Source organism: Pseudomonas sp. W22_MBD1_FP4 (assembly GCF_052113765.1).
In the GTDB taxonomy this organism is placed as follows: Bacteria; Pseudomonadota; Gammaproteobacteria; order Pseudomonadales; family Pseudomonadaceae; genus Aquipseudomonas; species Aquipseudomonas sivasensis.
Genome location: NZ_JBGQOI010000027.1, coordinates 21,487 through 42,876 on the forward strand (window position 1 = coordinate 21,487; position 21,390 = coordinate 42,876).

General features: G+C 58.9%; 20 protein-coding genes. 7 read left to right on the forward strand and 13 right to left on the reverse strand.

Annotation, left to right across the window (positions count from 1 at the left end):
• A complete protein-coding gene (locus ACEN2T_RS26200) occupies window positions 1–939 on the forward strand; it encodes an MlaD family protein (RefSeq protein ID WP_032885033.1) in 939 nt (312 codons plus the stop codon).
• Complete coding sequence (locus ACEN2T_RS26205; protein ID WP_095185305.1) at window positions 936–1,547, forward strand: ABC-type transport auxiliary lipoprotein family protein; 612 nt, start codon at window positions 936–938, stop codon at window positions 1,545–1,547. The genes ACEN2T_RS26200 and ACEN2T_RS26205 overlap by 4 nt, the downstream gene beginning before the upstream one ends.
• Window positions 1,548–1,640: 93 nt before the next feature.
• On the opposite strand, the gene ACEN2T_RS26210 is transcribed toward ACEN2T_RS26205, so the two are convergent.
• From ACEN2T_RS26210 to ACEN2T_RS26230, 5 genes are all read right to left on the reverse strand, one after another.
• Complete coding sequence (locus ACEN2T_RS26210; RefSeq protein ID WP_048721443.1) at window positions 1,641–2,870, reverse strand: nucleoside recognition domain-containing protein; 1,230 nt, start codon at window positions 2,868–2,870, stop codon at window positions 1,641–1,643.
• Window positions 2,871–2,967: 97 nt separating this feature from the next.
• A complete protein-coding gene (gltP, locus tag ACEN2T_RS26215) occupies window positions 2,968–4,299 on the reverse strand; it encodes a glutamate/aspartate:proton symporter GltP (RefSeq protein WP_442117790.1) in 1,332 nt (443 codons plus the stop codon).
• A gap of 712 nt (window positions 4,300–5,011) precedes the next feature.
• Window positions 5,012–5,479 carry an inhibitor of vertebrate lysozyme family protein gene (locus tag ACEN2T_RS26220; RefSeq protein WP_442117791.1) on the reverse strand — a complete coding sequence of 156 codons (468 nt, stop codon included), beginning with the start codon at window positions 5,477–5,479 and terminating at the stop codon, window positions 5,012–5,014.
• A 2-nt stretch (window positions 5,480–5,481) separates the two neighbouring features.
• Window positions 5,482–5,646, reverse strand: a complete 165-nt coding sequence (locus tag ACEN2T_RS26225) for a DUF1328 domain-containing protein (protein WP_003170804.1) — start codon at window positions 5,644–5,646, stop codon at window positions 5,482–5,484.
• A gap of 85 nt (window positions 5,647–5,731) precedes the next feature.
• Window positions 5,732–6,031, reverse strand: a complete 300-nt coding sequence (locus tag ACEN2T_RS26230; protein ID WP_032885189.1) for a hypothetical protein — start codon at window positions 6,029–6,031, stop codon at window positions 5,732–5,734.
• Between the two features lie 377 nt (window positions 6,032–6,408).
• Here ACEN2T_RS26230 and algB point away from each other — a divergent pair, with 377 nt between their 5' ends.
• Both algB and ACEN2T_RS26240 read left to right on the forward strand, forming a co-directional pair.
• The gene (gene algB / locus ACEN2T_RS26235) at window positions 6,409–7,755 is read left to right on the forward strand and encodes a sigma-54-dependent response regulator transcription factor AlgB (protein WP_032885041.1); all 1,347 of its coding nucleotides are present in this window, start codon (window positions 6,409–6,411) and stop codon (window positions 7,753–7,755) included.
• A 10-nt stretch (window positions 7,756–7,765) separates the two neighbouring features.
• Entirely contained in the window at window positions 7,766–9,553 is a 1,788-nt protein-coding gene (locus ACEN2T_RS26240; RefSeq protein ID WP_032885043.1) for an ATP-binding protein, read from the forward strand.
• 3 nt (window positions 9,554–9,556) lie between these two features.
• On the opposite strand, the gene ACEN2T_RS26245 is transcribed toward ACEN2T_RS26240, so the two are convergent.
• The 6 genes from ACEN2T_RS26245 to ACEN2T_RS26270 all read right to left on the reverse strand — a co-directional run bounded on the left by ACEN2T_RS26245 (window position 9,557) and on the right by ACEN2T_RS26270 (window position 15,023).
• Entirely contained in the window at window positions 9,557–10,333 is a 777-nt protein-coding gene (locus tag ACEN2T_RS26245; protein WP_442117792.1) for an N-acetylmuramoyl-L-alanine amidase, read from the reverse strand.
• Between the two features lie 88 nt (window positions 10,334–10,421).
• Window positions 10,422–12,461 carry a diguanylate cyclase gene (locus ACEN2T_RS26250; RefSeq protein ID WP_442117793.1) on the reverse strand — a complete coding sequence of 680 codons (2,040 nt, stop codon included), beginning with the start codon at window positions 12,459–12,461 and terminating at the stop codon, window positions 10,422–10,424.
• Complete coding sequence (locus tag ACEN2T_RS26255) at window positions 12,458–13,339, reverse strand: endonuclease/exonuclease/phosphatase family protein (RefSeq protein WP_442117794.1); 882 nt, start codon at window positions 13,337–13,339, stop codon at window positions 12,458–12,460. Before ACEN2T_RS26255 ends, ACEN2T_RS26250 begins: the two co-directional genes overlap by 4 nt.
• A gap of 10 nt (window positions 13,340–13,349) precedes the next feature.
• On the reverse strand, window positions 13,350–13,985 hold the full coding sequence (dsbA, locus tag ACEN2T_RS26260) for a thiol:disulfide interchange protein DsbA (RefSeq protein WP_032885047.1): 636 nt from the start codon (window positions 13,983–13,985) through the stop codon (window positions 13,350–13,352).
• Window positions 13,986–14,153: 168 nt separating this feature from the next.
• On the reverse strand, window positions 14,154–14,780 hold the full coding sequence (locus tag ACEN2T_RS26265; protein ID WP_095185302.1) for a c-type cytochrome: 627 nt from the start codon (window positions 14,778–14,780) through the stop codon (window positions 14,154–14,156).
• Between the two features lie 33 nt (window positions 14,781–14,813).
• Window positions 14,814–15,023: a cytochrome gene (locus ACEN2T_RS26270; protein WP_233896924.1), complete on the reverse strand. Its 210-nt coding sequence runs from the start codon at window positions 15,021–15,023 to the stop codon at window positions 14,814–14,816.
• 204 nt (window positions 15,024–15,227) lie between these two features.
• On the opposite strand from ACEN2T_RS26270, the gene yihA reads away from it, so the two are divergent.
• On the forward strand, window positions 15,228–15,869 hold the full coding sequence (gene yihA, locus ACEN2T_RS26275; protein ID WP_032885049.1) for a ribosome biogenesis GTP-binding protein YihA/YsxC: 642 nt from the start codon (window positions 15,228–15,230) through the stop codon (window positions 15,867–15,869).
• A gap of 269 nt (window positions 15,870–16,138) precedes the next feature.
• Here the strand turns inward: yihA and polA are convergent, their stop codons facing one another.
• A complete protein-coding gene (gene polA, locus ACEN2T_RS26280; protein WP_442117795.1) occupies window positions 16,139–18,916 on the reverse strand; it encodes a DNA polymerase I in 2,778 nt (925 codons plus the stop codon).
• Between the two features lie 74 nt (window positions 18,917–18,990).
• On the opposite strand from polA, the gene ACEN2T_RS26285 reads away from it, so the two are divergent.
• The gene (locus ACEN2T_RS26285; protein WP_032885051.1) at window positions 18,991–19,281 is read left to right on the forward strand and encodes a DUF2782 domain-containing protein; all 291 of its coding nucleotides are present in this window, start codon (window positions 18,991–18,993) and stop codon (window positions 19,279–19,281) included.
• A 56-nt stretch (window positions 19,282–19,337) separates the two neighbouring features.
• Window positions 19,338–20,291, forward strand: a complete 954-nt coding sequence (locus tag ACEN2T_RS26290; RefSeq protein ID WP_122754125.1) for a homoserine kinase — start codon at window positions 19,338–19,340, stop codon at window positions 20,289–20,291.
• A gap of 128 nt (window positions 20,292–20,419) precedes the next feature.
• Here ACEN2T_RS26290 and ACEN2T_RS26295 read toward each other — a convergent pair whose 3' ends face one another.
• Window positions 20,420–21,349: a zinc ABC transporter substrate-binding protein gene (locus tag ACEN2T_RS26295; RefSeq protein ID WP_442117796.1), complete on the reverse strand. Its 930-nt coding sequence runs from the start codon at window positions 21,347–21,349 to the stop codon at window positions 20,420–20,422.
• Window positions 21,350–21,390 lie beyond the last annotated feature (41 nt).

A 21,390-nucleotide genomic window follows, 5' to 3' on the forward strand; every position in this document is an offset into this window, starting at 1 on the left:
ATGGAAACCCGAGCCCATCATGTGATGATCGGTCTGTTCAGCGTGATCGTGGTGGTCGGCGCGATGCTGTTTGGCCTGTGGCTGGCCAAATCCAGCGTCGACAGCGCCTTCCAGGATTACGAAGTGATCTTCAACGAGGCGGTCAGCGGCTTGTCTCAAGGCAGCTCGGTGCAATACAGCGGGATCAAGGTGGGCGACGTGATCAGCCTGAGCCTGGACCCCAACGACCCGCGCCGCGTACTCGCGCGTATCCGCCTGGCCGGGCAGACGCCGATCAAGGAAGACACCCAAGCCAAACTCGCGCTGACCGGCATCACGGGCACGTCGATCATCCAACTCAGCGGCGGGACACCTCAAAGTGCGGTGCTCAAGGGCAAGGATGGCAACCTGCCGCAGATCATCGCCTCGCCATCACCCATCGCGCGGCTGCTGAACAACAGCAATGACCTGATGACCGGCATCAACCTGCTGCTGCACAACGCCAACGAGATGTTCTCCTCGGATAACGTCGAGCGACTGAGCAAGACCCTGGATAACCTGCAACAAACCACCGGCGCCATTGCCGACCAACGCGGCGATATCAAGGTGGTGATGCAACAACTGATGCAAGTCAGCAAACAAGCCACCGCTGCTCTGGAGCAGACCACGGTGCTGATGCGTAACGCTAACGGGTTGCTCAACGATCAAGGCAAACAAGCGTTCGGCAGCGCCGAACAAGCGATGAAATCCCTGGAGCAAAGCACCGCCACCATCAATACCTTGCTGACCAATAACAAAGACTCGGTGAACAGTGGCATGCAGGGCCTCAACGAACTGGCACCGGCGGTGCGCGAACTGCGCGAAACACTCGGTTCGCTGCGCGCCATCTCCCGCCGCCTGGAAGCCAACCCCAGCGGTTACCTGCTGGGCAGTGATAAGAACAAGGAGTTCACGCCATGAAGCGTGCTTATCAAATGATCGCTCCTGTGGCGCTGGCACTGGTGAGCGCATGCTCGATCCTGCCTAAAGCCGACCCGTCGGACGTCTACCGCCTGGCCTCCGCCCAGACGACGACTCAAGGCACCCCGGTAGGTTGGTCGCTACGCCTGACCAAGCCACAAACCAGCGAGTTCCTCGACAGCCCACGCATCGCCGTGGTGCCCAATGGCGACCTGATCAGCAGCTACGCCAACTCGCGCTGGAGCGATCCCGCGCCGGTGCTGTTGCGTAATCGCCTGCTGGACGGCTTCCAGCGTGACGGTCGGGTGACACTGCTGAGCACCGACGACACCAATCTGCAGGCCGACTATGAGCTGGGCGGGCAGTTGCAGGCGTTTCAGAGTGAGTACCGGGGCAGTGCGGTGGAGGTGGTGATCCGCCTCGACGCACGCCTGGTGCGTGGCAGTGATCAGCGGATTATTGCCAGCCGGCGGTTTGAAGTGCACCAAGCGGTGAGCGATACCAAGGTGCCGGCGGTGGTGGCCGGGTTTGGAGTGGCCGGGGATCAGTTGAGCAGGCAGGTGGTGGAGTGGGTTGTTCAGCAGGGCAACGGTGTTGCGAAACGCTGAGGGCCTCATCGGGGGCAAGCCCCCTCCCTCATTTTGAATGTGTTCACAGATCAACATGTAGGAGGGGGCTTGCTCCCGATAGCGATCCGAGCCTCAGCCAAAGAACCAGTAGCACACCGCAATCGCCGCCACGACACCAGCAAACTCAGCCAGCAACGCACAGCCCACGGCATGCCGCGCCCGCTGAATGCCCACCGAGCCGAAGTACACCGCCAACACATAAAAGGTGGTTTCCGTACTGCCCTGGATCGTCGCCGCCACCAGAGCCGGGAAGCTGTCCACACCTTGAGTCTGCATGGTCTCGATCAACATCGCCCGCGCAGCGCTGCCGGAGAATGGCTTGACCATTGCAGTCGGCAATGCATCGACAAAGCGCGTGTCCATGCCGGTCCAAGCGACCAGATGGCGAATCCCCTCAAGGCCAAAGTCCAAGGCCCCGGAGGCGCGCAAAACACCCACGGCACAGAGCATCGCAACCAAGTAAGGCAACAGGTTCTTGGCCACGTCGAAGCCTTCTTTGGCCCCTTCGACAAACGCCTCGTACACCTTCACCTTGCGCAACGCGCCGATCACCAGGAATAGCATGATCAATCCAAACAACGTGAGGTTGCCGAGGATCGACGACAAACCGGCCAGCGCCGTGGCAGATAGCGTGGCCAATAACGCCATAAAGCCGCCCAGCACCAACGCACCCGGAATCAGGTAAGCCAGCACCACCGGATCCCACAGCCGCAGACGCTGCATCACCGCCACCGACAGCAGGCCCACCAGAGTAGAAGCGCTGGTGGCCAACAGGATCGGCAGGAACACCAACGTCGGGTCGGCGGCGCCTTGCTGGGCGCGGTACATGAAGATGGTCACTGGCAGCAGTGTCAGAGACGAGGCGTTGAGCACCAGGAACAGAATCTGTGCATTACTCGCCGTGTTGGGGATGGGGTTGAGCTCCTGCAACGCCTTCATGGCCTTTAGGCCGATTGGAGTGGCCGCGTTATCCAGGCCCAGGCCGTTAGCGGCGAAGTTGAGGGTGATCAGACCGATGGCAGGGTGGCCGGCCGGCACTTCCGGCATCAGGCGGCGAAACAGCGGGCCAAGGGCCTTGGCCAGCCAATCGACGATCCCGGCTTTCTCGGCGATACGCAGAAAGCCCAGCCACAGGGTCAGGGTGCCGAACAGCAGCACCATCACTTCCACCGACAATTTGGCCATGGCGAAAATGCTTTCCACCATCGCCGCAAAAATCCCGGCGTTACCCCCCACCAGCCATTGCGCCAGTGCTGACACCATCGCCACGACAAAGAAGCCAAGCCACAGGCCATTGAGCATCAGTTAAATCCCCCGAAAGATGGGGCGAATGATAGCGGGGCTGGCAGAAACGACAAACCCCGGATTTACCGGGGTTTGTCTTAGAGCCGTCGGACTATCAGCCGCGAGTGGCTTGGGCAGTCGGCAGGGCTTGCTTGGTGCGCCAGTGCGGCAGCGAATTCCAGTAGCGCTCGCCTTTGGCGTCGTCGTACATGCCTTCCCAACGGGAGATGACCAATACCGCCAGGGCATTACCGATCACGTTGAGGGCGGTACGCGCCATGTCCATGATACGGTCCACACCGGCGATGAACGCCAGGCCTTCCAGCGGGATCCCGACGCTGCCCAAGGTGGCCAGCAGCACCACGAAGGACACGCCCGGCACGCCGGCGATGCCTTTGGAGGTGACCATCAGAGTCAGCACCAGCATCAGTTGCTGACCGATCGACAGGTCAATGCCATACAGCTGGGCGATAAAGATTGCCGCGATGCTCTGGTACAAGGTCGAACCGTCGAGGTTGAACGAGTAACCGGTCGGCACCACGAAGCTGCAGATAGCTTTTGGCGCGCCATAAGCTTCCATCTTCTCGATCACGCGCGGCAGCACGGTTTCGGAACTGGCGGTGGAGTAAGCCAGTACCAGCTCATCTTTGAAGATGCGGATCAGCTTGAGAATCGAGAAGCCGAACAGGCGGGCGATCAGGCCCAATACTGCAAGAGCGAAGAACAGGATGGCGACGTAAACCAGGATCACCAGCTTGGCCAGCGGCAGCAAGGAGGCAAAGCCAAAGTTAGCGACAGTCACTGCGATCAGTGCGAATACGCCGATCGGGGCGTACTTCATGATCATGTGGGTGACTTTGAACATGCTCTCGGACACGCCTTGGAACATGGTCACAAGCGGCTCACGCAGCTCAGGCTTGAGGCTCGACAGACCCAGGCCGAACAGCACTGAGAAGAAAATGATCGGCAGCATCTCGCCACGGGCAACAGCGGCGAAGATGTTCGACGGGATCAGGTTGAGGATGGTCTCAATAAACGCATGCTCATGCTGCACCTCGGCGGCGGTCGCCTGGTACTTGGAGATATCCACCGTACCGAGGGTACTCATGTCGATGCCCGCGCCCGGATGGAACAGGTTGGCCAGCAACAGGCCGACCACAATGGCGATGGTGGTGACGACTTCGAAGTAAAGGATGGTTTTGACGCCGATACGACCGAGCTTTTTCGCGTCACCGACACCGGCAATGCCGACGATCAACGAGGAAATCACAATCGGGATCACGATCATCTTGATCAGGCGGATAAAGATATCGCCCGCTGGCTGCAGCACGTTGCTGATCCACCAGGCCTTTTCAGCACTGAAATGGTTGAGCACTGCGCCGATTGCGATCCCCAGCACCAAACCGATGAGGATCTGCCAGGCGAGGCTTAGCTTTGCCTTCTTCATGTCATTACCCTTACTTCAAGTGAACTTAAGGCAAATGCGCCAGCTGGACCGCTCGAAAGCGAAAAAGTGTGTGCATCTGCCTCCATGAAAGGTCACCGCAGCGTGGCCGAAATGGCTTACTGGCAGGCGAAAAAAGGCGCAACTATTCCGATGCAAGGGAGCGACGTCTAATGCCGTAAACGCCTACCCTATGCCGAATCGGCATGACTTTTTTTCATAATAACTGTCCGAACGGTCAGTTCATATGCGACATATTGTCAGGTGAATATGCCGTGAACCGGCCAATTCAGGCTCGCGCAGAGATTCTGCACGTGTTTGGTGCGTTGGCAGAAATGCCTGGGAATCACGCGGCATTGCGTCAGAAATGTCCTATAGCGGCGACAAAACTTTCTCGATAGATGGTCGTCCCGACACACCAAGTAATGGTTGGGAACAAGCAAAAAGAAAATTCGCAGCTATGGGCGGCATAAAAGGCTGGGATGAAAGTCATAAGCCCGCCGCAAGTTCAGCAAGCAGGAGGCTTGTGAACTTGCGTCGCAGCTTTTCGCCTGACCCGGCCCTTGCGCAGGCACTCCCTGTACCCGTAGGTCACGCCGATCCCATTTGATCAGAGCAACCCAGCCCCTTGGTCATGCACCGCTCTTGGCGAGGGGTGCAAACAGAAAGAAGCAAGGGTGCTTCTTTCTATGGACGCTGGCCCCGCAGCCGGGACCTAGTACCAATTCGGATCTTTCTTCAACTGCTCCATCAGCAGCTTCTGCATGCCTTCATCCGGCTTACCGATAAAACGGTAATCGGCATGGCGTGTTGGGGATTTATCTGCCGGCAAACCGGCGGGCACTTCCACCAACATGGCGTAGGCGTCTTCCTTGTCGAAGCTGAAGGCGACGATCAGGCGCTGGTTCTTGCACGTGTCTGCAGTTTCGCAAAGCGGCCCGACCAAGTACTTGTCACCATCTTCTTCCACGGCGTTCATCTGCTCGGCTGTGCCTGACAGGTTCATCACCCATTCCGGCAAGCGCTCTTCTTTTTTCACCACGTCTTGCCAAGTCTCGCGGTACTGCGGGTCCGCGGTCAGCAATTGGTTGGCCCGGGATTGGCCGTCATTGGCGGCCATCGCCAGGCCGCTGCCGCCCAAGAGCAGGGCGACAGCCATGGTTTTAAAGCACAGAGTGGTCATATTCAGCCTCGGCCGCGACGACCAAAGAAGAACGAAGCAATGAACATCACCAGGAAGACTACGAACAGGATCTTAGCGATCCCAGTGGCGGTGCCCGCGATACCACCAAAGCCCAGAACTGCAGCCACAATGGCGATGATCAGAAATGTGATTGCCCAACTCAACATGGTGATTCTCCTTACGCTTCGATAGAGGTAACAGCGGTAGTGCCGTGCCGTACGGCCGCCCTACACAAGCGGCCGCTTTTATTGCCTAAAACACCCAACGTTCTTGGGTTGGCAGCTCGCCCAGGGTGGAATCCTGCTCGGCCACTCTCAATTGCGGTGCAGTTACATCAGCAGAAGCAGCACCGACGGTACGGCTGCCAATGGAACTGAAATGTGTCTGCGTCATCGCCGGACGTTCGAAATGCGGGGTTTGCTGCTGACTCTGCTGCCAATGTTGCATCTGCTGGCCTGCTATCAGCGTGACCATTACGGCCAAGCTGGCAAACATGCCTTGCTGTAAGCGCAGTGGCGATACACACAATTGGCTGAGGATTTGGCGAGTCATGCTGATGTTCTCCCGCATTTTGATTATTCGTTGAGAGAGGTATTGCAGCGTGCATGCCAGCTTTTTTACAAAATAAAACCCAATAAAATCAGCATCTTATGCATTAAAGACACAATGGCAGTGCAGCATCCTGCACGATCGCCCTTTATAGGCCGTGCGAAATGCACGACGGTCAGTGGTCGGATCAAAGGATCGAAAGCAACGGAGTAGTTGCCGAAGTGGCAAGAAGGCATGAAAACGCCATCAGGCGGGGCTTTGTAGGAAAAGATGCAGATACCTGCACGGCAATGCCTTTTATCAATCAGAATAAACCATGCAACTTGCCCGATTATTCCGGGACTAAACACCATCATTTATAGTTAAGGAGCGCGGGACAGATGGAATCAGCCAAGGAACTTCAAGGCCGCATTCTTTTAGTGGATGACGAGTCCGCGATCCTCCGCACCTTCCGTTATTGCCTGGAAGATGAAGGCTACACCGTCGCCACCGCCAACAGCGCCGCCCAGGCCGATGCCCTGATGCAACGCCAGGTGTTCGACCTGTGCTTCCTGGACCTGCGCCTGGGAGAAGACAACGGTCTGGATGTGCTGGCACACATGCGTATCCAGGCACCATGGATGCGCGTGGTGATTGTCACCGCTCACTCCGCCGTCGATACCGCCGTGGACGCGATCCAGGCCGGTGCCGCCGATTACTTGGTCAAGCCTTGCAGCCCCGATCAACTGCGCCTCGCTACGGCCAAGCAATTGGAGGTGCGCCAACTGTCCGCGCGCTTGGAGGCTTTAGAAGGTGCAGTGCGCCAGCCCAAAGACGGCCTCGACTCTCATAGCCCGTCAATGATGGTGGTGCTGGAAACCGCGCGCCAGGTGGCGGGGACCGACGCCAACATCTTGATCCTTGGCGAATCAGGCACCGGTAAAGGCGAACTGGCCCGCGCTATTCACGGCTGGAGCAAACGCGCCAAGAAATCCTGCGTGACCATCAATTGCCCGTCGCTGACCGCTGAGCTGATGGAAAGCGAGCTATTCGGTCATAGCCGTGGCGCCTTCACCGGCGCCAGTGAGAGCACGCTGGGCCGCGTCAATCAGGCAGACGGTGGCACGCTGTTTCTTGATGAGATCGGCGATTTTCCCCTCACGTTGCAGCCCAAATTACTGCGCTTTATCCAGGACAAGGAATACGAGCGCGTGGGCGACCCGGTCACCCGCCGGGCCGACGTGCGTATCCTCGCCGCCACCAACTTGAACCTGGAAGACATGGTGCGCGACGGACGTTTCCGTGAAGACTTGCTGTACCGCCTCAACGTCATCACCCTGCACTTGCCGCCGCTGCGCGAGCGCAGTGAAGACATCCTGACGCTGGCAGACCGTTTCCTGGCGCGCTTCGTCAAGGAATACGCCCGGCCGGCGCGGGGTTTCAGTGATCAAGCACGTGAAGCGCTGCTCAACTATCGCTGGCCCGGCAACATCCGTGAGCTGCGTAACGTCGTGGAGCGGGCGAGCATCATCTGCCCGCAGGAAAAGGTAGAAATCGTCCACCTAGGCATGGCCGAACAACCGACCAACAATGCACCGCGTATCGGGGCGGCGTTGAGTCTGGACGAGCTGGAGAAAGCCCATATCGGTGCGGTTCTGGCCACCAGCGACACCTTGGACCAGGCGGCACGCACCCTCGGCATCGACGCGTCGACCCTGTATCGCAAACGCAAACAGTACAACCTGTGAGCTGCACCCTATGAAGTTAGCGATGAAACTGCGCACTCGTTTATTCCTGAGCATTTCAGCGCTGATAACCGTCGCTCTGCTGGGGTTGATCCTGGGCTTAGTCAGCGTGATGCAGATGGCTAAGACCCAGGAATCGCTGATCCGCAGCAACTTTGTCACCCTGGACCTGGGCCTCAAACTGCGCCAGATCCTTGGCGACCAGTTGATCATGATGCTGGAGCAGCGCCCTGACCCCGAGGCGCTGCAAGCCTCCAAAAAACGTTACTTCGACTTGCTGGAACAGGGTATCGCCCACGAACAGCGCGATGGCCATGGCAACGGTTTCAGCCAGGCACGCCTCCAATACCAAGACTTGCTTGAAGCCTTCGACCAATCCCAGCAAGCGTCGCCGCCGCCGGGCAGCAAGGAAAAACTCACCGAAACCTTCAATGTGCTGCGCAACGGGCTGATTACCGAACATAAGCAGGCCCTGGATAACATCAGCGCCAGCGAGCATAAATCCCGTGAGCGGGCGTTGCTGATCGCTGGTTTGCTGGGGCTGGTGGGGCTCGCGGTGCTGATCATCGGATTTGTCACCGCCCATGGCATCGCCCGGCGATTCGGCGGGCCAATTGAGGCGCTGGCCAAAGCGGCGGACAAGATCGGCCAAGGTGATTTCGAGGTGACGCTGCCGATTTCTTCAGCGGCGGAAATGAACCTGTTAACCCGCCGTTTTGGCCTGATGGCCGAGGCGGTTCGCCAGCATCAAGCGACCAACGTTGACGAATTGCTGGCCGGCCAGCAGCGCCTGCAAGCGGTGTTAGACAGCATCGACGATGGCTTGCTGATGATTGACCGCCAAGGCCGCCTGGAACATCTCAACCCCGTCGCGCAGCGCCAGTTGGGCTGGGACGAGGAACGCCTCGGCCAAGGCCTGGGCGAAGCCCTGATGCGTCCCGAACTGGATGAACAGCTGCAAATGGTGCTGCGCGGCGGCAACCTGGAACGGGCGCCGGATGATCTGGAAGTGGAAGTCGAGGGCGAACTGCGCCTGCTGACCTACAGCCTCACACCTGTCAGCCATACCGAGGGGCATATTCTCGGGGCGGTCATGGTGCTGCACGACGTGACCGAACAGCGCGCCTTTGAACGGGTACGCAGCGAGTTCGTCCTGCGGGCATCCCACGAATTGCGCACGCCGGTGACTGGCATGCACATGGCGTTCGGCCTGTTCCGCGAACGTGCGAAATTCCCGGCGGACTCCCGCGAAGCGGACCTGCTGGATACGGTCAATGAAGAGATGCAGCGCCTGATGCAGTTGATCAACGACTTGCTCAATTTTTCGCGCTACCAGAACGGCCTGCAGAAACTCACCCTGGGCCCGTGCGACGTGACCGACCTGCTTGAAAACGCTCGTGCGCGCTTTGTGGAGCCCGCCAATGCGCAGAACATAGAGTTGCTGGTAGAAGTTCAATCCGACCTGCCACGCCTGTATGCCGACCAAGCGCAATTGGAGCGTGTGCTCGACAACCTTTTGGGCAACGCCCTGCGTCACACCGCCGACGGCGGGCAGATTCACCTGCAGGCGCGACGCCATGGCGAGCGGGTAATCATCAGTGTCGAGGACAATGGGGAAGGTATCGCCTATGGCCAACAAGGGCGCATCTTCGAACCCTTCGTCCAGGTGGGCCGCAAGAAAGGCGGCGCCGGCCTTGGACTGGCGCTGTGCAAAGAGATTGTGCAACTGCACGGCGGTCGCATGGGGGTGTATTCGCGGCCGGGGCAGGGCACTCAGTTCTACATGGCGTTACCGCTTTAACCTTTAGCGCCGGTTGAGGGCACGCAAAATAGCGGCACTTTCGGCGTCCGGCTCCCCAGCAAACAGGGAAGGCCGGAAACGCATCTGGAACGCCGCGATCACATGACGCGTTGCGACATCCAACACACCGGTCTGGGGTGTCGGGTAACCAAGAAGCGCCAACTCCTCCTGGAACCAGGTGATGCTCGGCAGTTCAGCAGCATATTGCACCTGAAAGCGCGCGACCGCCTGAGCATCCGGCCATACACCCAGACCTTCATCGGCCAGGCGCTTCCAAGGGAACAACGGTCCCGGGTCCAGCTTGCGCAGCGGCGCTATATCGCTGTGACCAATGATGTTCTTGGGGTCGATGCCATTGCGCTTGCTGATGTCCTTGAGCAGCACTACCAGCGATTTTACCTGGGCCTCGGAATACGGGTACCACAGGCGACCTGTGGGCGTGTCCTTATAGCCGGGGTTCACAATTTCGATCCCGATGGAGCTGGAGTTGAGCCAGGTACGCCCCATCCACTCGCTTTCGCCCGCGTGCCAGGCGCGTTGGCTTTCATCCACCAGCTTGTAGATGGTGGCAGAGGCGTCGTCGCCGATCAGGTAATGCGCACTGACCTCGCCGTGGGTCAGCAGGGCCAGTGATTGTTCAAGATTGGTGGAGGTGTAGTGGACAACCACGAACTGCACGCGATTGTCGTGGTTCGCCGAGGGGTGGCTGGTGTTCAGGCGGGGACCGCTGGCGCAGCCGGCGAGCAGAAGAAGCACAAAGGTGAAGCACAAGAATTTCATGGCGGAAGACAGCACGCTGAAGACGATAATGCAACAGTGTAACGTACGGTCCGTGGCCAAGCGGTCAAGTTACAAAATAGAACAACTTTTATGCCGCTTGCACTTGGTTACGACCTGCCGCTTTAGCCCGGTACAGCGCCTCATCAGCTCGTTTGAGCGCCAGGTCACTGCGTTCTCCCGGTTGGAATTGCGCCACCCCCATGGATACCGTAATCGTCACCGGCTCGCCCTTGAAGTGGAACGGGCAGGCCTCGATCGCCGCACGCAGCACTTCACCCACGCCCAAGGCATCCGACAGGGATGAATCAGGCATCAGCAGCACAAACTCTTCACCGCCAAACCGCGCGATGAAATCGTTGGAGCGCAGGCGCTTGCGCAGCACGTTGGCGATAATCTTCAGCACCTTGTCACCGGCCAGGTGGCCGTAGCCATCGTTGATGCGCTTGAAGTGGTCCAGGTCCAGCATCGCCAGCGACAAATTATTGCCGTGCTGGTGCCAAGCATTGACCTCATGGTCGAGGCGCTCGCTCCAGGCGGCGCGGTTGGGCAAGTCGGTGAGCGGATCGATCAGCGCCTTCTGGCGCTGCACCTCGAGGTGCTCGCGATAGCCCTGGGCCTCCTGCTCCATATTGGCAACCCGCTCGGCCAGCCCTTTCAAGCGCGCCGCCACTTCCTGCTCGCGTTGGTCACGCTGCTGCTGGTGCTCGTCCATGGTGCCGAGCAAACCCTCAAGATGGCTTTCCAGCACCTGCTTGAGGCTGTCCAAGTCCGCGGCGTCCTGCACACTGCTTTGCAGGCCGTCGACCTGCTCGCGAATCTGCGTGTCCAGCTCCCGGGCTGCGGAGCGGCTGTCGGCATGACCGTCGCTGGCCACTTGCAGGTGGCCCTGGAAGGCCTCAAGACGCTCGTTAAGCTGTTTCAGGTAGGCCTCGAACTCGTGCTGGCCGCTGTCGGTGATCGCCAGCATCAGCACCGCCAAGTCATCAAGGATCGGCAGCAGTTCGTACCAGTTCAGACCGTGGGCCAGGCGCTCGCGCATGGCTTCGGCCTGTGGCCGATGGCGCTCGGGCAGTGACAGCTCTTCCAGCAGGCCGAGCAGGGTGTCTTCAATATGCTTGGCCACAGAGCTGTAGGATGGCTCGGGTGAGTCAGGCAGGGAATAGGGGCCGTCAGATTGCAGCTCGTTGGGGTCAGGCTCATCGACCTCCAACACAGGCGGGAGCGAGAGACTACCGATCACCGTCTCATCCGGCGTCTCGACCGCTACCGGCGGGGTCTCGATTAAGGCCGCGAGGGCGCTTTCGGCCGCTGGCTCTTCCTCCTGAGGCTGTGGCGCCTTAGGCGCTGGAGCTTCGGCGACAGGCGCAACCTCTGCCACCCTCTGCGCAGGCGCCTCGTACACAAACGCTTCGCTGGCGGCCTTGGCGGGTTCAGGTTGTGCAGCAACCGGCTCCTGAGTCTGCGGCGCAAAGGCCCGCAGGGCTTGCGTCAGTTCATCGTTTTGCTCAGGTTCCTGAGGCTCGGCGGCGGCGTGGGTCACAACGGGGGACGGCGCTGGGCTGGCAACGGGCTCAGTGGCTACCGTTTCGCTCGCGGCGTCCTTGGCACCAAACAGACGCTGCAACAAACCTGGCCCAGGACGCGGAGCTTCACCCTCCGGCTCCAGGTTATTCAGCGCCTGCCCTTGCAGGCTGCTCAGCTCGCTGAGCAACAAAGGAATCTCTCGAGCCTGGCTGACGCGGCCATCCAACTGCTTGGCAAAGGTTTTCAGCGGACGGGCTACCTCACGGGGCAGCGGCAACTTTTGCAACTGCGTAACCAGAGACGTCAGTGCGGTGCTCATCTGGTCAATGCGGGTTTCGCGGCGTTGCTCAGAATCGAGCACGGCTTTTTCCAGGCGCGGCAACAAGGCCGCGAGGGCGGCGTCCATGTCGTCGGTGCGCACAACGTCGCGCATTTCCTTCATGCATTGATCAACGGCACGGTCGGTACCTTCCGCCGCCAGCGTGCTACGCACCAGCCCGCGGCGCAGCAGATCAAGGCGTGCAGCCCAACGGCGTTCGAGCTTTTCTTGTTGCTCGATACTTAGCAGGTATTTTTCTTTCCAGCGCTGGGCGTCGTCGCTCATGCAAGGGGTCCGCGAGGGCCAGGGCTCAACGCGGGTAATGCATCTGCCGTGAGCGAGCCCGGCAGACGAATCTCTACCGCGACCGGCAGGTGATCGGAAATGGGCTGCGCCAGCACCTGCACACTTTCCAGTGTGAGGCTCGGGCTGAGCAGGATATGGTCAAGACAGCGTTGCGGTCGCCAGCTCGGAAACGTGGCTTCGATTTGCGGCGCCAATAGCCCTAGGTCGCGCAACGGCGAATTCTGCAGCAGGTCGTTGGCATGGGTGTTCATATCCCCCATCAGCACCTGATGCTTGTATTTGCCAATCAAATCGCGCACGTAAGCCAACTGAAGGTTGCGCGTACGCCCCCCGAGCGCCAAGTGCATCATTACCACCACCAAGGCTTCAGGCCCTTCGCCAAAACGCACAAGGATCGCCCCACGCCCCTTTGGACCCGGCAATGGATGGTCTTCGATGGCGGTCGGCTTCAAGCGGCTGAGCACACCATTGCTGTGCTGCGCCAGGCGCCCGAGGTTGCGATTGAGTTGCTGATACCAGTAGGGGAAAGCCCCAAGATGGGCTAGATGCTCGACCTGATTGATGTAGCCCGAGCGAATGCTGCCACCGTCGGCTTCCTGCAAGGCGACCAGGTCGAAGTCACTCAACAGGTCGCCGATCTTCTGCAGGTTACCGGCCCGCCCGTTGTGGGGCAGCAAATGCTGCCAACCACGGGTGATGTAGTGACGGTACTTCTCGGTGCTGTTACCCACCTGGATATTGAAACTGAGCAGACGCAGACGATTGTCCGCCGGCAAGCCTGTCGATTCCAGGTGATGCTCATTGACCTGCGGGTCATGCAGGCCAACGACACGTTCGGTGGTGCCCCAGCGGCGCATGGGAAGCCCCTTACTTGGCTGCGCGCTCTTTGGCGATCAGCTGGTCTGCAACGTTGAGGGTATTTTCAGGACCACCAGTAGTGCCCAGGTCGAAACGGTATTTGCCGTTGACGATCATGGTCGGTACGCCTTGTACGCCGTACTTCTGCGCCAGTTCCTTGGCCTGCTTGATCTGGCCTTGGATGGCGAACGAGTTGAAGGTGGCCAGGAACTTGTCTTTGTCGACGCCTTGGGTCGCGACGAAGTCAGCCATTTCTTCTGGCTTGGTCAGGCGCTTGCCTTCTTTCTGGATCGCGTTGAATACCGCGTTGTGGACCTTGTGCTCCACGCCCATGGCTTCCAGGGTCAGGAACAGCTGGCCGTGGGCATCCCATGGACCGCCGAACATGGCCGGGATGCGCTTGAAGTTCACGTCTTTAGGCAGCTTCTCGACCCAAGGGTTGATGACCGGCTCAAACGCGTAGCAATGCGGGCAGCCGTACCAGAACAGCTCCACCACTTCAACCTTGCCCGGCACAGAAACAGGCACTGGATTGGCCAATTCCACGTAGGTTTTACCGGCTTCAAGCGGCACGTCGGCAGCCTGTGCGGTCATGCCGAAAAGGCTGACAGTGACGAGAGCGGCGCTGAGGATCAGATTACGCATGCTTTACTCCTGGACAAATAAAGTCGCCTTACGCGACCTTTAGGTGTGACAGGTCTACGCGGGCATGAGTTCGTTAGTGTAACGGCACCGGCCACAAAAAAGGGCGGCCTGGGCCACCCTTTTTATGCTTGCATCGCGGGATTAATCGAGCGTTAACGTTGCAGGCGCTTAGTGCAGGCCCTGGATGTAACTGGAGAGGGCTGCGATGTCTTCATCGCTCAGCTTGCGGGCGATGGTACGCATGATCGCCGCGTCGCCATCGTTAGCTCGACCACCTTCTTCCTTGCGGAAATCCGTCAGCTGCTTGGCGATGTATTGAGCGTGCTGACCACTCAAGTGAGGAAAGGCCGCTGCCGCAATACCTGCGCCGTTCGGTGAGTGGCAGCCGGTGCAGGCCGGCAGGCCTTTATCCAGATTGCCACCGCGAAATAGCTTCTTGCCGCGTGCCACCAATTTAGGATCAGCAGCTCCCACGCTGCCCTTCTGGCTGGCAAAATACGCCGCGATGTCTGCCAGGTCCTGATCGCTGGAGTTCGCCAGTAGGCCGGTCATTTCCAGCACAGTGCGCTTGCCGCTCTTGATATCCTGCATCTGCTTGGTCAGGTAACGTTCACCCTGGCCAGCGAGTTTGGGGAAGTTCGGCGCCGGGCTGTTGCCATCCGGTCCGTGGCAGGCACCACACACAGCGGCTTTCGCTTGACCGGCAGTGGCATCACCTTTAATGGGGCCCTCTGCAGCGACGGCAGCGCCAGTGATGCCCAAGGTCAACAGCAGACTCACGATCAATTTGTTCATCAGCTAATCCAACTACGGCTAAGGGTTTAAGAGTTATCTACCGGGTTTACTCACCATCAACTCAATGACGGCATGGTAATCCTCAGTACTGCAGTCCATGCACAAACCACGCGGCGGCATTGCCTTGAAACCCTCGGTCACGTGTCGCACTGTCGTGGCCACGCAAACTCGGTTGTACAGCGCTTCCGGTTCCTGTGTAGCCTGAGCGCCGTAAAGCGGGATCAGGGCACCAAAAGCGAGCAACCATCAGGTCATACATCGACCTTTTCAGGGTTTGAGAGCGTTTTGCGTTCTAATGCGCAATAAAGGTCTTTCGCTCCCGTGTACCTCATCCTTCGCTGGGACAAAGCACACACAAAATCTGCGGCATTATATACTGGCGCTACTGAAACGGAAACGACACCGCTTGCCGCACCCTTTCTCGGCACCGCCCACATCGGAAATCTCATGCAACTCAAGAATCCCATCCTAGGCCTGTGCCAACAGTCCACCTTTATGCTCAGCGCCGCCAAAGTAGACCAATGCCCCGATGACGAGGGCTTTGAAGTCGCCTTTGCCGGCCGTTCCAACGCCGGTAAGTCCAGCGCGCTGAACACCCTGACCCACGCCAGCCTCGCGCGCACCTCGAAAACACCGGGCCGCACGCAACTGCTCAATTTCTTCAAGCTAGACGATGATCGGCGTCTGGTCGACCTTCCGGGCTATGGTTATGCAAAAGTACCTATCCCGCTGAAGCTGCACTGGCAGCGTCACCTGGAGGCTTACCTGGGTGGCCGGGAGAGTTTGAAGGGTTTGATTCTGATGATGGACATCCGTCATCCAATGACTGACTTCGACCTGCTGATGCTCGACTGGGCCGTCGCCAGCGGCATGCCCATGCATATCCTGCTGACCAAAGCCGACAAGCTGACCTACGGCGCCGCCAAAAACACTCTGCTCAAAGTGCAGGCCGAAATCCGTAAAGGTTGGGGTGACACAATCACCATCCAGCTGTTCTCGGCGCCTAAGCGCATGGGTCTGGAAGAGGCCTACACCGTACTGGCAGGCTGGATGGAATTAGCAGACAAGGGCGCGGAAATCGCCGAGTAACTTTTCTGCGGGCAAAAAAAACCCCGGACTTCGTATGGGGAGGGGAAGTTCGGGGTTCAAGTTCTGGACCGCTAGGGCGGGGCCCAGATATCTGCCAACACTTAACACAACATAGGAGCATTGAAGGGCTTCACCACCCATTCAGTAACTCTGAGTAGCAGTTCACGGGTTAAGTTCCGGCAGGATCAGAAAACTATTGGAAATAACCAACGTCGACTTTTGAACTAAAGCACTCTGCCACCACGCCTGGTGGTGGCAAACGCCCGATATCAGTGTGCTTCGTCCCAGTTATCGCCAACGCCCACGTCGACCACCAACGGCACATCCAACTGTGCCGCCGCACTCATGTATTCGCGAATCTTCTCACTGACCTGCTCGACCAAGTCCTCACGCACCTCAAGCACCAATTCGTCGTGTACCTGCAGGATCACCTTGGCATCGAGGCCCGAGTCGGTCAGCCAGTTGTCCACCAGCACCATGGCTTTCTTGATGATGTCCGCCGCCGTGCCCTGCATCGGCGCGTTGATCGCGGTGCGTTCTGCAGCCGCGCGCTCCTGAGGCTTATTGGAATTGATATCCGGCAAATACAGCCGGCGACCGAAGAAGGTTTCCACGTACCCCTGATCGGCAGCCTGGGCGCGGGTGCGCTCCATGTAGTCGCGAACCCCTGGGTAGCGAGCGAAGTACACGTCGATGTAAGCCTTTGCAGTCTTGGTATCGACGCCGATGTCCTTGCCGAGCTTCTGTGCCCCCATGCCGTAGATCAGACCAAAGTTGATTGCCTTGGCACTGCGACGCTGATTGGACGTGACCTCAGCCAATTCGACCTTGAATACCTCAGCCGCCGTCGCGGTATGCACATCCAGGTCGTTGCGGAACGCATTCATAAGCCCCTCATCCTTGGACAAGTGCGCCATGATCCGCAGTTCGATCTGCGAATAGTCCGCCGCCAGCAGTTTGTAGCCCTTGGGCGCCACGAATGCCTGACGAATCCGCCGCCCTTCGGCGGTACGCACGGGGATGTTCTGCAGGTTCGGGTCACTGGAAGACAAGCGCCCGGTTGCCGCCACGGCCTGATGATATGACGTGTGAACACGCCCGGTGCGCGGGTTAATCTGCTCCGGCAGGCGATCGGTGTAAGTGCTTTTGAGCTTGCTCATGCTGCGGTACTGCATGAGTACCTTAGGCAGCGGATAGTCATCTTCGGCCAGCTTGGCGAGCACTTCTTCGGCGGTAGACGCCTGTCCTTTGCCAGTCTTCTTCAGCACCGGCAGACCCAGCTTTTCGTAGAGAATCGCCCCGAGTTGCTTAGGTGAACCCAGGTTGAATTCCTCACCAGCGATCTCGAAGGCCTGGCGTTCCAGCTCAACCATCTTGTTGCCCAACTCAATACTCTGAACGCCGAGCAACTTCGCATCGACCAAAGCGCCCTGGCGTTCGATGCGGGCCAGCACGGGTACCAAAGGTATTTCGATGTCCGTCAGCACACTGGCCAGGCTCGGGATAGCAGCGAGTTGCGCATGCAGTTCCTGATGCAACCGCAAGGTTACATCTGCGTCTTCGGCCGCATAGGGACCCGCTTGTTCAAGCGCGATCTGGTCAAACGTCAACTGCTTGGCGCCTTTGCCAGCGATGTCCTGGAAGCTGACAGTGTCGTAGTCCAGGTACTTCTTGGCCAGGCTGTCCATATCATGGCGCGTCGCGGTGGAGTTCAGCACGTAGGACTCAAGCATTGTGTCGAACGCGATGCCACGCACGGTGATGCCGTTTGCCGGGTCGCCGCCAATGGCGCAGTTGGCCAAGATATTCATGTCGAATTTGGCGTGCTGGCCTACCTTGAGCTTGGACGGATCTTCCAGCAACGGCTTCAAGGCCAGCAGTACGGTGTCACGATCCAGCTGTTCCGGCGCGCCAATGTAGGAGTGGGTCAGCGGGATGTACGCAGCTTCATGGGGCTGCACAGCGAAGGAAACCCCGACCAGTTGCGCCTGTTGGGCGTCGATCCCGGTAGTTTCAGTGTCGAAAGCGAACAACTTCGCGTCGTTTAGCTTCTTCAGCCAAAGATCGAACGTGGCCTGGTCGAGGATTGTGGTGTACGAGGCTTCTACAGGCGCTTGGGGTTCAACAGCTTTCTCAGCCACCGGTACCGCCTTCAGTTCAACACGCTTGGCATCGCGCTGAATCTCATCAATCCAGTTCTTGAACTCCAACAGCGTGTAAAGCTCCAGCAGCTTCTCGCGGTCTGGTTCAATCAGGTGCAGATCGTCCAATCCCACGTCCAGCGGCACATCAATCTTGATCGTCGCCAGTTGGTAGGAAAGAAACGCCATCTCCCGGTGCTCTTCAAGCTTGGCCGGCAGCGTCTTGGCACCACGGATCGGCAGAGTCGGCACAATATCCAACTGTTCATAAAGCTCTTTGAGGCCGCCATTCACACCCACCAGCAAGCCGGAAGCGGTCTTAGGACCAATCCCCGGAACGCCCGGGATGTTGTCGGACGAGTCACCCATTAACGCCAGATAGTCGATGATCTGCTCCGGAGCGACGCCAAATTTCTCCTTTACGCCGTCCACGTCCATGGCGCTACCGGTCATGGTATTGACCAAGGTAATGTGCCCGTCGACCAACTGCGCCATGTCCTTATCGCCGGTGGAGATCACTACCGGACGGTCAGCCGCCGCACTGCTGCGGGCCAGGGTGCCGATCACATCATCGGCCTCAACGCCTTCAACGCACAGCAGCGGGAAGCCCAAGGCGATCACACTCTGATGCAGCGGCTCAATCTGCACGCGCATGTCATCGGGCATGCTCGGACGGTTAGCCTTGTATTCGGCGTACATGTCATCACGAAAAGTCCCACCCTTGGCGTCGAACACCACCGCAAAGGGGCTGTCCGGGTACTGCTTGCGCAGGCTTTTGAGCATGTTCAACACGCCCTTGACCGCACCGGTCGGCAGGCCTTTGGAAGTGGTCAGCGGTGGCAGCGCGTGGAAGGCGCGGTACAGGTAAGAAGAACCGTCCACCAGGACGAGGGGCGCTTGGCTCATGAGCAGGATCAACCTTTTCGGCGGGTCTGGCGCTAGAATAGCCGGACCAATGAAAACAAAGGGACAAGGTTATCATGCGTACATTCAATCGCCTGCTGTTGACTGGCTTGATTGCACTCGCTCCGATGGCTGCCATGGCGGCAGACGATGCGCCTTCGGGCGACCCGGAAGTGACCATTCGCACGGAAGGCAACAGGACTATTCAGGAGTACCGTCAAAACGGCTTCCTGTATGCAATCAAGGTGACCGTTAAAGGTGCTCCTCCCTATTTCCTGGTGCGCGCGGACGGAACCGACGCAAACTTCATCCGCTCTGACCAGCCGGATATGCTGATCCCGTCATGGAAGATCTTCGAATGGAAATGATTTCTTAACTTCAATTGGCGCCGCCCACAGCGGCGCCCGTAATGGCAGTTTTAACCATGTCTGTGTTCACCCCCCTGGCTCGGCCCGAGCTGGAAACCTTTCTCGCCCCTTACGGGCTCGGCCGCCTGCTTGACTTCCAGGGGATTGCTGCCGGCAGCGAAAACACCAATTTCTTTATCAGCCTGGAGCAGGGCGAATTCGTCCTGACCCTCGTTGAGCGCGGCCCTGTCGCGGAGATGCCGTTCTTCATCGAACTGCTCGACGTGCTCCACGACGCCGATCTGCCTGTGCCATACGCCCTGCGGACCACCGATGGCATGGCTTTGCGCGAATTGAAGGGTAAACCGGCACTGCTGCAACCACGCCTGGCCGGCAAGCACATCAAAGACGCCAACGCACAGCATTGCGCCCAAGTAGGTGAGTTGCTTGGTCACCTGCACTTGGCGACGCAAGGCGAGAAGGTGCTGGAACGCAAAACTGATCGCGGCCTGGACTGGATGCTCAGCGAAGGTGCGCAGCTAATTTCGCATTTGAACGATGCACAGCAAAGCCTGCTGAACGCTGCATTGACTGAAATCGAAGCCCATAAGGCCGAGATTCTCGCCCTGCCGCGCGCCAACGTGCACGCCGACCTGTTCCGCGACAATGCAATGTTCGAAGGTACACACCTGACGGGCTTGATCGACTTCTACAATGCCTGCTCGGGCCCGATGCTCTACGACGTGGCAATCGCGCTGAATGACTGGTGTTCGGATGACGATGGTGTGATCGACGGACAACGCGCTCGTGCGTTGTTGGGCGCTTATGCTGGACTGCGACCGTTTACAGCGAAGGAAGCGGAGCTCTGGCCGACCATGTTGCGAGTGGCATGCGTGCGGTTCTGGCTGTCACGGCTGATTGCCGCTGAGTCATTTGCCGGCCAGGACGTGTTGATTCACGATCCCGCCGAGTTCGAACATCGGTTGGCGCAGCGCCAGCAGGTCAACGTCCACCTGCCATTCGCGCTCTAAGGAGCAACCCGGTCAAAAATGTGGGAGGGGGCTTGCCCCCGATGGCGATGCATCAGTCAAATTATCATCGACTGAAGCGCCTTCATCGGGGGCAAGCCCCCTCCCACATTTGATCTTCGTTGTGAGGCTTACAACGACTCCAGGCAACCGGCCAAGTCACTCCCCAGCTTCTCCAGCACCTGCTCATAACCCTGAGCCGTCGCCGGTGTATACCCGCCCAACGCGTCCAATTCAGCCAGTTTCACCGGCAGCCCGGCCACCAGCGTCTCTGCCAAGCGCGGGCGCAACGGCGGTTCACTGAACACGCAGGTCTTGCCCACTTCCTGCAAGCGAGTACGCATTGCCGCTACATGCTGGGCGCCTGGCTGTACTTCGGAGGCGACGCTGAACACGCCGGTGTGCTTAAGCCCGTAAGCATCTTCGAAGTAATCAAAGGCTTCGTGGAACACGAAGTAAGGCTTGTCGCCGATGCTCGCCATGCGTTTTTTCAGGCGTGCATCCAGGGCGTCCAGACGGCCGGCAAACGCCTTTGCGTTGCTCTGGTAACGCTCGGCATTCACTGGGTCAGCGGCGCTCAGGTCGGCTGCCATACGTGCAGCAATCACCCGGGCGTTTACCGTGGACAACCACAGATGCGCATCCAGGCTGCCCGGGCGGTGATCGTGGTCATGTTCGTCGGCATCGTCAGCGTGAGAATGGCTATCTTCACCGAAACGACGCAGTTTCATTCCCGGCAAGTCTTGCACCGCTACCGTCGTCGCTGTACGACCTTTCAACACGCGAGGCAGGAAACTCTCCATATCCGGCCCAATCCAATACAGCAGATCCACCGACTGCACACGCCGTACGTCGGATGGGCGCAACGCGAAGTTATGCGGCGATGCGCCGGGGGGCAACAACACCTCCGGCACGGCCACGCCGTCCTGCACAGCCGCGGCTATCAACTGCAGAGGCTTGATGCTGGTGAGTACCCGTACCTCGGCCTGAACTGTGCCTGCGATGAACAAACTGGTGATGAAAACGACAAAAACGGGAAAAAGTCGGGACACGATGACCACTCAATGACGTAGGAACGGGTAACATAATAACGTCTCTATCA

Excerpts from the sequence above, each read along its gene's own strand:
- ACEN2T_RS26210 (WP_048721443.1), bottom strand. The coding sequence starts at position 2,870 with ATGCTCAATGGCCTGTGGCTTGGCTTCTTTGTCGTGGCGATGGTGTCA.
- ACEN2T_RS26205 (WP_095185305.1), top strand. The coding sequence starts at position 936 with ATGAAGCGTGCTTATCAAATGATCGCTCCTGTGGCGCTGGCACTGGTG.
- ACEN2T_RS26225 (WP_003170804.1), bottom strand. The coding sequence starts at position 5,646 with ATGTTGAGTTGGGCAATCACATTTCTGATCATCGCCATTGTGGCTGCA.
- ACEN2T_RS26240 (WP_032885043.1), top strand. The coding sequence starts at position 7,766 with ATGAAGTTAGCGATGAAACTGCGCACTCGTTTATTCCTGAGCATTTCA.
- ACEN2T_RS26250 (WP_442117793.1), bottom strand. The coding sequence starts at position 12,461 with ATGAGCGACGACGCCCAGCGCTGGAAAGAAAAATACCTGCTAAGTATC.
- polA (WP_442117795.1), bottom strand. The coding sequence starts at position 18,916 with ATGAGCCAAGCGCCCCTCGTCCTGGTGGACGGTTCTTCTTACCTGTAC.
- ACEN2T_RS26290 (WP_122754125.1), top strand. The coding sequence starts at position 19,338 with ATGTCTGTGTTCACCCCCCTGGCTCGGCCCGAGCTGGAAACCTTTCTC.
- ACEN2T_RS26285 (WP_032885051.1), top strand. The coding sequence starts at position 18,991 with ATGCGTACATTCAATCGCCTGCTGTTGACTGGCTTGATTGCACTCGCT.
- ACEN2T_RS26255 (WP_442117794.1), bottom strand. The coding sequence starts at position 13,339 with ATGCGCCGCTGGGGCACCACCGAACGTGTCGTTGGCCTGCATGACCCG.
- ACEN2T_RS26220 (WP_442117791.1), bottom strand. The coding sequence starts at position 5,479 with ATGACCACTCTGTGCTTTAAAACCATGGCTGTCGCCCTGCTCTTGGGC.
- algB (WP_032885041.1), top strand. The coding sequence starts at position 6,409 with ATGGAATCAGCCAAGGAACTTCAAGGCCGCATTCTTTTAGTGGATGAC.
- ACEN2T_RS26230 (WP_032885189.1), bottom strand. The coding sequence starts at position 6,031 with ATGACTCGCCAAATCCTCAGCCAATTGTGTGTATCGCCACTGCGCTTA.
- dsbA (WP_032885047.1), bottom strand. The coding sequence starts at position 13,985 with ATGCGTAATCTGATCCTCAGCGCCGCTCTCGTCACTGTCAGCCTTTTC.
- gltP (WP_442117790.1), bottom strand. The coding sequence starts at position 4,299 with ATGAAGAAGGCAAAGCTAAGCCTCGCCTGGCAGATCCTCATCGGTTTG.
- ACEN2T_RS26265 (WP_095185302.1), bottom strand. The coding sequence starts at position 14,780 with ATGAACAAATTGATCGTGAGTCTGCTGTTGACCTTGGGCATCACTGGC.
- ACEN2T_RS26200 (WP_032885033.1), top strand. The coding sequence starts at position 1 with ATGGAAACCCGAGCCCATCATGTGATGATCGGTCTGTTCAGCGTGATC.
- yihA (WP_032885049.1), top strand. The coding sequence starts at position 15,228 with ATGCAACTCAAGAATCCCATCCTAGGCCTGTGCCAACAGTCCACCTTT.
- ACEN2T_RS26245 (WP_442117792.1), bottom strand. The coding sequence starts at position 10,333 with ATGAAATTCTTGTGCTTCACCTTTGTGCTTCTTCTGCTCGCCGGCTGC.